Raw genomic sequence first — 11024 nt, 5'->3', positions numbered from 1 at the left:
ACGCAGAAATCGCTGATCAACAGGCTGCGTTTATGCAGCCGGGCAGGAAAACACCTTCATCCCTCCCGGCGACACGAACCGCTGGAGGGGAACATGCCTTTGCAGAAGGTGGCGACATGCTCGGGATACCCCGCCGCTGGCGGGGCAATGCCTGACAACCGCTGGAAATCGCGGTTTGGGCAGGACGTGTCTGACTTCAGGACGTCTTGCGGGGCGCGCGCCGCTTGCGGGCGGGCGGACGTTTGCCACCGGACGATTCGATCGCCACAGTGCCCTTGCAATCGGGATAACGGCTACAGGACCAGAAGACGCCGGTTTTGCCGGTGCGCTGCCGGGTTGCGGCGCCGCACACGGGACAAGCCGGACCCTCCGGAACCTGGATGGCCAGTCTGGTGCTGCCATACTGCTGGATCAGCTGAGTGATCCAGATGGACTGCTTTTCGATGAACGTGTCCAGGGTCAACTGGCCAGCTTCAATCATGTCCAGCGCCTGCTCCCAAACGGCGGTCGTGCCGGGATCGGCAATGGCGGACGGTACAGCATCAATGAGCGTGAACGCGGCATCCGAAGCGCGGATGCCGCGGCCTTTCTTGAGCAGATAGCTCCGGCCGAGAAGGCCGTTGATGATACTGGCGCGCGTGGCTTCGGTGCCGATCCCCGTGGTCTCCTTGAGTTTCTGCTTCATCCTCGGGTCGGTCACCAGTTTGGCGACACCCTTCATGGCCTTGACCAGTTCGCCCTGGGTATAGTGCTTGGGCGGCATCGTTTTCAGCGCCTTCAATTCCACCTGCTCGACGCCGCATTGGATGCCATTGCTCAGCGCGGGTAGGATCTGGCTGCGCTGAGATTGCTCCTCGTCGCCATCGGGGCTGACCGGACGCCGATCGGCAAGCGCCAGCCGCCAGCCTGGAACGACCACCTGTTTGCCGTTCGCCTGCAGCGACTGGCCGCTCGCGGATAACAGCACGACGGTCCGGTCGAACTCGTGGTGGGGCATGAACTGCGCGATGAAGTGCGCCCGGATCAGTCCATAGACGGCCCGTTCCTTCTCCGACATGGCCGAAAGATTGCTGGGTTCCAGCGTTGGAATGATGCCGTGGTGCGCTGTCACTTTCGCGTCGTTCCAGGCGCGTGAACGCTGATTGCGGTCGAGCTGGTCGATCAACGGGTGCAGGCTGGGATCTGTGGCCACAATGGCATCGAGCACTGCCGGCACCTCGGCAAACATGCTTTCCGGCAGATAGCCGGAATCGCTGCGCGGATAGGTCGTGGCCTTGTGCGTCTCATACAGGGCCTGGGCAATATCCAGCGTTTCCTGAACGTCGAGGCCGAACTGTCTGGAGCAGGTTTCCTGTAGCGTGCCGAGATCGAACGGTAATGGCGGGGCTTCACGAACGCGCTCGGTTTCCACCGATTGCACCAGCGCCTTGCGGCCATCGCGTATTTGATCTGCCGCATGCAACGCCACGGACTGTTGCAGGCATCTGCCGGCCTCGTCTGAGGAGCCTTCGGGCGGCACCCAACTGGCGGAAAACGATTGGCCCGCATGGGACAGCTGCACGTCGACAGCCCAGTACGGCACGGAAACGAAACGCGCGATCTCCCGATCGCGGTCAACGACCAGCTTCAGCGTCGGTGTCTGCACGCGGCCAACCGACAGCACTCCCTGGTAGCCAGCATGCCGGCCGAGTACAGTGAACAGGCGGCTGAGGTTCATACCGATCAGCCAGTCCGCACGCGAACGGGCGAGTGCCGAGTAGTACATCGGCAATGTCTCGCTCGATGGCTTCAGAGTATCCAGCGCCTTACGAATAGACGCATCGTTAAGCGCGGACAACCACAGCCGCTGAATCGAGCCGCGGTAGTCGCACAGGTCGATAATCTCGCGGGCGATCATTTCGCCTTCGCGGTCGGCGTCGGTGGCAATCACCAGTTCGGTGGCCTGTCCGAGCAGTTGCTTGACCGTCTTGAACTGCGTGGCAGTCGAGGCCTTGACCTCGCTGCGCCAGCGTTCTGGAATAATGGGAAGCTGTTCGATGGACCAGCGTTTGTACTGTTCCCCGTATGCTTCCGGTGGTGCCGCTTCGACCAGATGCCCGATGCACCAGGTCACGACGATACCGGGTCCGTTGTAGCAGCCGTTACCACGCTGCCTGGCACCCAACACTCGGGCGATATCCTTGCCTTGCGAAGGTTTCTCGCACAGATACAGTCGCATGCAGCCTCCCCGAAAAATGGCATGGTGATCGTCGAATGAGCATCAGCATGTCGAGGATAGCAGCGGCAGGCAGCAAACAAGGGGAACTGGATACTGACCGGCTTTTTGCGCTCCGGGAGCATCGTTGCGGCAGTGAGTAACGATCGCGGGAAAGGGATGATGTACTGAGGCTTCGTCATCGGTGCGCGCGCGGACCTCAGTGGAAGCCAGTGGACTTCGTCGTCAGGGATCGGCCCGAACGTGGCTGTTGCAGGTGCAGGCTGGAACTGTCGCAGGGGGGACGTACTGGCGCATTGAGGGAGCATGTTGATTGCGACAGTCGCCCCCGCAAAACCTGCTCCCTGCACAAAGATTTAGGGCGGCTGCGGGATGGCGCAGCCGCCCTGGGTGCTGCTTGTTCTTACGCCTAACCCTGCTTCGGCTCCTTCTGCCCCCAGGTCTCCTTCGGCTTCGTTTCCGCTTCGCCCTCGATCTCCTGTGGCTTTGCGCCGAGCATCACGGCCTCGACCCGATAGGGAAGGATGCCGATCCGCCGTGCCTCGATCTTGAAGGTGACACGCTCGTTTTCTTCCGCATCCTCCCACTCGTCGCGAACGGCGCGGCCTTCGACCAGAACGCGCATGCCCTTCTGGTACAGGTCCTTCCAGTGCTCGGCATCGCGGTGCCAGATTTCCACGGGGGCCCAGAAGCCGCCGCGATCCTCGAACCCATCCCTGGTCGGAACCGGGTTGTCGAAATAGACATTCAGGCGAAGAAGCCTGCGTGGCTCGTCGTTCCCGTTCGGAAACTCCCGATAGTCTGGCGCAGAACCGATATTGCCCTCGCCGTAGTAGTGCGTGCTCATAGTGAAACTCCTTGCTGGTGAGAAATACCTGAACCGATGGGCATCAGTGCAGGTGTTGCAGGTCGATGAACGACCGGTTCAATTCGCAGCCGATGAAATGCCGTTGCAGGCGTAGTGCTGCCACGGCGGTCGTGCCGCTGCCCATGAATGGATCGAGTACGGTGTCGCCGATGCGGGAGCCGGCGAGAACGCAGGGCGTCACAAGCGTGACGGGGAACACCGCGAAATGCCCCCCGCGGAATGGTTTGCTGGCGATGGTCCAGACATCCCGTCTGTTGCGGGTGCTGCGCGCGCCGGTCTTGTGAAGGCTGCCGTGCAGGTTTGCGTTGCTGCTGGAAACGCACTCGCCGGGCGATGCGCTGACCGGGCGTGTGTTGCCGGGGCCGCGTGAATCGGCTGAGGGCTCGCGGATCGCGTCCTGATCGAAGTAGTAGCGGCGATTCTTGGTGAGCAGGAACAGATATTCATGCGACCGGGTGCAGCGGTCAGAGACGCTTTCCGGCATCGGATTGGGCTTGGCCCACACGATGTCCTGGCGCAGATACCAACCGTCCCGCCGCAAGGCGAAAGCAAGCTCCCAGGGAATGCCCATCATGTCCTTGGGTTTGAGCCCGTCGCCGGTTCGCATGCCTCCGGCGCCCTGTTGGGCAGCGGCGTGTTTGGGGCCGCCGCGGGTGCTCGGTGCCTGCCATGTCCGGGTCGCGGCGTAGGTGTCGCCGATGACGATCCACAAAGTACCGTCATCGGCCAGCACCTCGCGAACTGCGCGGAATATTTCAACCAGATTGCGGATGTACGCGCGGGCCGTGACCTCCCGCCCGATCTCCAGGTGCTTGTCTGGATGGCCGTCCTGCAGGTAGCTGCGCAGGCCGAAGTACGGTGGGCTGGTCACGCACATCTGCACTCGCACGCCGTCCCCGTGCATTCGCTTCAACAACTGGCGGCAATCCCCGGCGTGGGTGCGGTCGAACCAGCGCCCTGCATCAGCGGCAGGCCCGTTCATGAAGATGGCCCGACAGTCGATGGGCCAGTACCGGTCCCGCTGCCGGCCCTGCGCTGGTGAACGGCCTGCGCGGACGCCAACTTGCTGGCGCATTCCATACCTTGCCGGGCAATGGTGTGGCACAGGCTGATCTGCATATTGATCACGATACGCTGCTGTTCCAGTGCAAGGAGGTCGTCAATCAGGCCGACCGGCGTGGCGGGGCTCGCAACCAGTTCCTCCCACAGCGCCACACCCATGCTGGAACGGTCGAGGTTGCGCCAGCGCAGAAAGGTCGTCCCTGCGCCAGTGGGCTGTTGGGCCAGTTGAACGGGAAGCAGATTGAAGGGATGGCTGCGGGCCTGCGCCAGCACCCTGCGCTGCGCCAGGCCAATCAGGTCGTCCCGCAGCGCTGCGCACTGGCTGGCCCAGGTCGCAAGCTCTCCATTACCTTTAAAGGCTTTCAAAAGGCCTTTTAGGTAGACTGCGTGTTCCAGCTTCTGGAAGTCAGTCTGTACCAGCGCTTCGAAGCGGGTCGTCTCCCTCATGATGAGGCATCCTCTTCGTCCGACGACGCGGATGCCTCATCGATGGCCCCCTCATCGGAAGCGGTTGGCGCAGTTTGTTCTGTAACGCTGGCCGGCGCGACTGCCGGGGTTGCGGACTGGGCTGTCGCCGAAGCCAGTGGCGAACGTCGAATGAGCGGCGGCGCGAAGCGGGAGCGGCGGTCGCCTTCGAGCACGTCCTGCGGCAACTCGCCATATTTCTCCACGGCTGCGCGTGCTGCGGCGTTGTTGGCCGCGAAATCGTCACGTTTCGTGCCGGAGTAGCGGTACTGCTGCGCCAGGCTGAACAGGCTGCGCAGGGAGTGCGCACCTTCGCCCAACCAGCGTTCAAGCGTGCTGCGATCGATCAGGGCGGTGTGATGCGCCAGGATCAGGCGACGGGCAAGATCGTCATAGTCGGCCAGAAGGTAGACCGCCATGAAGCCCAACTGGGAGGAGACGAACAGCGGCAGCTTGACGGGCTGCACGTTGAGATTTTCACCGAGGCTGAGCGCCTGCGGAATGTCGGCCAGCGCCTGGTCCACCTGCTCGCGCAAGGTTTGAAGCTGCTCCTTGGTCGTGCTGAGCTTGTCCTCGATGCGCAGCATCCACCAGTCCGAATAGGGGTCGTCCTGCTCGGCTCCGCGTTTCAGCTTGTTCATGATGGCGACAAAGCCGTTGAGGCCGATGATGCCGGGCTTGCCTTCGGATGGCGTGCGCCCGTGCCAGATGCGCGACGCATGGTGGGTGTGCAGTGTCAGCGACATCGCGCTGCGCAAGGACCCAAGGTTCAATTGCAGAGATTCTGTTTCGTTGGCCATGTTGACGACTCCCGGTATTGGAACGAGAGGCCAGCATCGCCATTGGCCGGAAGGCCGTCAGTCATCAAACCGCACCGAGGCAGCGCCTGTTTGTGGGCAGGTTGCGGCACGACCGGGCAGGTCCGGAACCGGGAATCTGTTCGCGGGAGGGAGGTGCTCGAAATCTGCCGGGATCGGGAAGGCAGTGTGTTGCGCTATACCCGGGGTATAGGCGTCCACAGCTCTCAACGGACGTTCGGCTTCGTCAGCCAGGGCAACGGCCTGCGTGCCGTGGCCGGAAGGCAACGTGTTGCGCTATACCCAGGGTATAGGCGTCCATGGCTCTCGGTGGACGCTCATTTCTTGAACCGCCGTGAGCGCATGCTGACCTGTGGGGGAAGACGTCATGTTCCGCTATACCCGGGGTATAGGCGACTATGGAACTGAGTGGAACCTTACATCATGGTCGACGGCGGCGATTGGCCCGGCATGGGCACGACCCCGCGTCGATAGATGCAAACTCTACGACAAACGAAGCATCGAGCGCAGCCGGGCGATATGGGCCTGCGCCACTTCCGGATCTACGGTTTGCCGCAGTGGCTCGGGCTTTGCACCATTCGCATCGGGTGGCGTTCTCTGCCCGGCCCACGCACGGAACTCGCCGCGCATGGCTTTCTGGATAATGCCAAACAGGTAGCCGGCCGGATTACGCACGCTGCTCGCGCGGCAGCGGGCATCCCATTCATCGAGAACAGCCTGATGCAGGTCGGGATCGACCGGCTGTAATGCGGCCAATGCGCCCGATTGCTGTTCTGCCTTGAGCGACATGAAGCGCTCCGGAAGACGAAGCATGCCCAACCCGCGCGGTACTGTACGTACTTCTTTTATTTCTTTTTCTTTACGTACTGTACTATCGGTCTTCGGAATCCGAAGTGAGCCGGTTTTCCGCGTTTTTTCGCCCACTTCGGATTCCGAAGTGAGTGTGTCACGATTCCGAAGAAGGTCGGTTTCACCGTCTTCGGAATCGTAATTATCCACAGGCTGTGGATAAGTCCTGGCTTCGGTCCATCCCTGCGCGGCCAGACGCTGCGATATCACCTGCAACCGGCTCGGCAGTTCCCTTCCGCTGAGCAGCGGGTCGTCGATCGTTTCCCTGAGCGTATGGACGCCGACGCGCTGGATGGATTTACTGGCATGGGCCAGCGACTGGCTGACCAGTTCCAGATAATCGACATCGAGCTGGATGGCTTCGTAGGGAGTGAGAGGTTCGTCGTGCAGGACATAAAGGTTGCCCTGGATGCGTCCTGTCCTGGGGTCGCGCTGGCGCCTTACCAGGCTGATCCAGCGTGTGAGCCGTAGCAAGGTCAGGGCGCGAGCGACCGTTTCATGTGAGGCTCTGGTGGCGCATGGCATCGAAGCCAGCCAGGGCGCAAGTTGGTCGTAAGTCGGTAGAGCGGTGATACCATCGTCATTGAGCAATAACCGGAACACCTGCCACGCATTGCGTTCCAGCGGCGTCAGGCGATTGTCCGTGAGCAATGCGCGTGGCACGGAGTCATGGCGATTGCCGCTGAAAATGAAACCGTCATTCTGGCGGGCCGAGGTTGTCTGGACAGGTGCTGGTGGCGGCTGCTGAACCTGCATCCGCTGAAGAGCCTGATCGAAGAGGTCGCCCAGCGATACGGGACCGCTTGATCGGCGCGGGCTGTCCATGCTCAGACCAGTCCTTCATCGATCCACCTGCCGATGGCGCTCCAGATGACTGAGATGGGAAGTCCCATGCTTTCGGCAAGGTCTGCGGCGATGCCGAGCATCGTCGTTTCGTCGCTCAGCGCCACACCGCGTTCTTTGACTGTTTCCGACCAACGATTCCACAAATCACAATCCTGCTCTTCTGAGAGGACAGGGTGGCGCCCCTTGCGCTTGGGGAGCCCGAGAACGCCACGGCGCACAGCGATTTCCTGATGGGTTAGTCCATAGAAACGACTGATCAGCTCGGTGCTGGCACCCAGGGTCAACAGGCGGTCAATGACATGGATTTCCTTTTGAACGTTGTCCCATTGGTGCAGCAGGCGTTGCACGACGTCCCGATTGACTGTCACAGAGCACCAGGAGACCAGGGCATTGGCCAGAACGCTGGCCATGGCGGGATGCTTGAGCGCATCGAGATCCTCATCCTCAAATCCCATGGATTTGGCATGACGCAACTGACCGTTGCGCAGGTCATGGAGTGCCTGCGCGATCACCGCCTGATTGAGAGGATGGGGATTCGACATGGCGCCTCCCCTCATGACCCGGGCATGGCGCCGTCGCCACCCGTGATGCCTGCCTCGATTTCCAGCAGTCGGCGCGCGAGCCGGACCAGCCGGAACAGTTTCACCAGGCCGTTGTCGTTCAGGACATGGGACAGGTGCCTGGACGGTATGGTCGATGGGTCCATTCCCAGTAGCAGGAGGCCCAAATCTCCAGCCAGTCGTGAAGTGTCGATACGCGCCGGAGAGGAACTAGCCGACAGATAAGGCGCGCTCAGGACGTGCAGCAACGTCAGGATTGCACCGGGGTGCGCCATGGTGCCTGCAGGGTCCGAACGCTCGATGCGGGATGCGCATGAGAAGCCGATGCCATCATCGGACGGCACGATATGCTCTCCCACGCCGGCTTCACTGGCGATTTCCAGTGCGAACTGCGCAATATGCGTCCGCAAACGTTCGGGTTCGTCCAGGCCCGCGTCGATGTGCCATACGTCCGAGATCGGATAAAGGCCACCGACCTGCACGGGAATGGCTTGAAGGACGTTGCTTTCGAAGTCGTTGTGCGCCTCTCCGGTGTGGTCGGCAATGAGCCGCTGGATCGACTGGAGGCGATCGGTCGTTGGCACGGGAGAGATAATGTGCTCCTGCAGTAGCGCAGACCTTTGGTTTTCATCGTCCGGCTGATTGTCAGATGCGGGAGGCTGCACCGGGGCCGGCTGCGTCTGCGCGCGGGTCTCTGATGCCGGCGCTGGCGTCTCACCAGTCCGCGGCGCTGTGGGGGTGGGCGGAGAAAGCTGCGTCGGCGCGTTATGGGGCGACGTTGCGACGGAAGGCGTAGCCGTCGGTGCCGAGACAGGTTCACTGGTCAGAATTTGCCAGCGTTTTTCGGAGTCGACGATTTCGAGGGCGAGCGTGTCATAGACGACACCGAGCAGGTCGGCCATCTGGCCGATCAGTTCGTCCTGAACGCGCTGGAAGTTGAAGTTGCCGGGTGTCCCGTCGAAGACGGCAAGAACGTCCTGGAACAGTGTGGCGAAATCAACATCCACCTGTCTGGCTGCGGTGCGGGCCTCCCAGATTCTGGCGCCCGCTCGCCGCAAGCCGGTGAGTTGCTCGACCTGGTGGCGCCCCAGCCCTCCATAGAGAACGTTCGGGATCGCCGGCAGCAGATACTGGATGGCCTCCTGCATGCGACTGATGTGGGGCTGAGGCACAGGATAGCCATCGGCTTTGAGGCGTCTGGCAAGCTCCGATTGTGACAGCGACTTGCCATCTTCCTGCTCGTAGAGTTCGCGTACTTTCTCGACGCCGAGGGCGCGTTCAATGAACGACAGGCTACCGTGCAGTTCGTTCTCTGCGAGGTGCCCGGTCAGGGCAATAATCTCGCCGCGCTCGGGCCAGGGGCGGAACAGGCAACCGATGCGGAAGAACCGCTCATCCCGGGTCTCGGCCCACAATTCACGCAATATCGCCAGCCGGGTGTTGCCGCCATTGCGAATGATGTAGTGATCTGAACCCGGCCTTCGGGTGATAGGCGGCGGTGCGTCCAGGCCACGTTCGCTGATCGAGGCCTTGATTTCATCGTAGAGCGGGTTTCGGGTAAGGCGCGGATCAAGCTCGTACGGACGTAGCTCATCAAGGGTTACGACCATCGGGGTGTCTGCGACCGGATCGGTCAATGTGCCGGCCACCGGACCTGAGCGGCCGAACCCGTCGCTCATCAACTTGGCAGCCATTTCCTGTTCGGAGATATCAGCCATGGCCGGTCTCCTTTCCAGCAGGCTGGGCTTCGGCGCTCTGGCGCTTCGCGCGGCGCAACATGGCGCGGGCGTTGCGCCCGGCGCGGTGATCGCTGGCCGTCGAACTCGTGAATATCGGCGGCAATCCTGGTTTGAGGAATTTGAGATGACCGCCTGCGGTGCGGGAAACGGTCCATCCTTCGTTTAGTGCAAACTCAATGAGAGGCAGGAGTTGCTTGTGACCTCGTGCAAGTTCATGGGCGTTCGACATGAGGATGCCTCCTCCCGATCTTGCCGGTGACCAGACTGAAACGCTCATGCCATTGCGGGCATAACTCGGTAGCCAGAGCCCGAACGATATCCAGTGCGGCAGGGGCAATCCTGCCTGTCGGACGGCGGTGCTCGACGCGATGAGCTGGCATGCTCTGTGTTGCCGCACGCGGGAAAGCTTCGATTGCCGGAACCTCGGTATCCAGAACCTGGACGCCCGTCTGCTCACGGAAGACCCGCCGCAATGTCTGCCGGACCAGACGGGCATTGGATGAGACAGCCGGCACCCGATTGATCAGCAACTGCAAGGGCGGCGGTTCAATGCCGAGATGGCGATACGGGGCGATGTCCTGGATGAGCTGCACGGTGCCGCGCCGCATTTCCCGGGCGGCGAGAATTTCGGGCGTGACCGGCGAAACTGCCAACCTGGATGCCAACACGGCCATTTCGAGAAGCACGCTGCGGGAGCCTTGGGTGTCGATCAAAACCAGGTCATAGTGCGGCTCGAACGCCGGCAGGAGGTTGCGTAGCCGCAATCTGCCATCCGGTGCATGCAACAGCAGGGTGTTCAGCTGGTGATGCTGGTCGTTGGACAGAATGATGTCCAGGCGTTCGACGGCCGTACGAGACGCCAACTGCGCAATGTCGCGCTCGTTGAATGCCAGCAACTCGTAGATGCCGCCGGGTGCGCGGTGAGCCAGCTGGGAGTGCGACGAAAGCGTGGGCTGTATGTCGAGATCAAGAAGCAGAACCCGCAGTCCGGCGTCGGCGATGAAGCCACCGAGATTTGCAGCAATCGTCGTTTTACCAACACCGCCTTTTGTAGAAATGATGGAAATCACTTGCATGACGTGCTCCTGTTCGTGAGGGAAATGAGGAACAGGGTCAGACACGCTCTTTAAGGCGGTCGGTGATCCATTGGTCGATCTCGGCAGAATCCCAGCCTACGGCACGAATGCCAAGTCGCACAGCTTTGGGAAACTTGCCCTCTTTCATAAGGCTGTAGATGTGGGCGCGTTTGAAGCCCGTCTTTGCCTCAACTTCCGCGCGGCGAAGTATACGCCTTTCCTGTGACTGTGCTGAGTTCTGTTGAAACATGGTGGTCACTCCTTGATGCTTGATGGGTCTTCTTGGGCCTTAGCTGCATTAGAAGAACGTCATCGGCAGAACACATCAAACATTAGGATCGTGCTGACCACCGCATTCATTGGTTGTAATTAACCTGGTGATATTTCAGAACTCATTGCTGCCAACCCGATCCACGAAAATGTCAATATTCGAAAATGTGACAGTTTGATAAAGGGGAAGGACAGCGGATATCAATCTGCATATTTAGTGTGCAGAGGGTGGGGGGAGCTTTTTGTCTTGGGTATG

General features: G+C 61.1%; 11 protein-coding genes. All 11 read right to left on the bottom strand.

The genetic code is table 11. The annotated features are described in order from the left end of the window. Nucleotides 1–196: 196 nt before the first annotated feature. The 11 genes from ENTMO_RS0104225 to ENTMO_RS0104175 all read right to left on the bottom strand — a co-directional run bounded on the left by ENTMO_RS0104225 (nucleotide 197) and on the right by ENTMO_RS0104175 (nucleotide 10748). A complete protein-coding gene (locus tag ENTMO_RS0104225; protein ID WP_029484957.1) occupies nucleotides 197–2218 on the bottom strand; it encodes a DNA topoisomerase III in 2022 nt (673 codons plus the stop codon). A 406-nt stretch (nucleotides 2219–2624) separates the two neighbouring features. Next, complete coding sequence (locus ENTMO_RS0104220) at nucleotides 2625–3062, bottom strand: single-stranded DNA-binding protein (RefSeq protein ID WP_010427529.1); 438 nt, start codon at nucleotides 3060–3062, stop codon at nucleotides 2625–2627. A gap of 43 nt (nucleotides 3063–3105) precedes the next feature. Further along, entirely contained in the window at nucleotides 3106–4065 is a 960-nt protein-coding gene (locus ENTMO_RS0104215; RefSeq protein WP_029484956.1) for a DNA-methyltransferase, read from the bottom strand. Further along, nucleotides 4062–4592, bottom strand: coding sequence for a DUF3158 family protein (locus ENTMO_RS0104210; RefSeq protein ID WP_010427526.1), 531 nt, complete (start codon nucleotides 4590–4592; stop codon nucleotides 4062–4064). The genes ENTMO_RS0104215 and ENTMO_RS0104210 overlap by 4 nt, the downstream gene beginning before the upstream one ends. Beyond that, nucleotides 4589–5410: a PFL_4669 family integrating conjugative element protein gene (locus tag ENTMO_RS0104205; RefSeq protein ID WP_010427524.1), complete on the bottom strand. Its 822-nt coding sequence runs from the start codon at nucleotides 5408–5410 to the stop codon at nucleotides 4589–4591. Before ENTMO_RS0104205 ends, ENTMO_RS0104210 begins: the two co-directional genes overlap by 4 nt. Nucleotides 5411–5911: 501 nt before the next feature. After that, the gene (locus tag ENTMO_RS0104200; RefSeq protein ID WP_010427522.1) at nucleotides 5912–7102 is read right to left on the bottom strand and encodes an STY4528 family pathogenicity island replication protein; all 1191 of its coding nucleotides are present in this window, start codon (nucleotides 7100–7102) and stop codon (nucleotides 5912–5914) included. Nucleotides 7103–7104: 2 nt separating this feature from the next. Further along, on the bottom strand, nucleotides 7105–7665 hold the full coding sequence (locus ENTMO_RS0104195) for a DUF2857 domain-containing protein (RefSeq protein WP_010427521.1): 561 nt from the start codon (nucleotides 7663–7665) through the stop codon (nucleotides 7105–7107). 11 nt (nucleotides 7666–7676) lie between these two features. Continuing rightward, nucleotides 7677–9401, bottom strand: a complete 1725-nt coding sequence (locus tag ENTMO_RS0104190; RefSeq protein WP_010427519.1) for a ParB family protein — start codon at nucleotides 9399–9401, stop codon at nucleotides 7677–7679. Then, the gene (locus tag ENTMO_RS26395; protein WP_010427517.1) at nucleotides 9394–9651 is read right to left on the bottom strand and encodes a hypothetical protein; all 258 of its coding nucleotides are present in this window, start codon (nucleotides 9649–9651) and stop codon (nucleotides 9394–9396) included. Before ENTMO_RS26395 ends, ENTMO_RS0104190 begins: the two co-directional genes overlap by 8 nt. Then, complete coding sequence (locus tag ENTMO_RS0104180; protein ID WP_010427515.1) at nucleotides 9635–10498, bottom strand: ParA family protein; 864 nt, start codon at nucleotides 10496–10498, stop codon at nucleotides 9635–9637. The genes ENTMO_RS26395 and ENTMO_RS0104180 overlap by 17 nt, the downstream gene beginning before the upstream one ends. Before the next feature lie 37 nt (nucleotides 10499–10535). Then, nucleotides 10536–10748: an AlpA family transcriptional regulator gene (locus ENTMO_RS0104175; RefSeq protein WP_010427512.1), complete on the bottom strand. Its 213-nt coding sequence runs from the start codon at nucleotides 10746–10748 to the stop codon at nucleotides 10536–10538. Nucleotides 10749–11024: the final 276 nt, after the last annotated feature.

It is taken from the genome of Enterobacter mori LMG 25706 (assembly GCF_000211415.1).
In the GTDB taxonomy this organism is placed as follows: domain Bacteria; phylum Pseudomonadota; class Gammaproteobacteria; order Enterobacterales; family Enterobacteriaceae; genus Enterobacter; species Enterobacter mori.
Note: the sequence above shows the minus strand (reverse complement) of the source record. Positions and strands in the feature narration are given on the sequence as shown.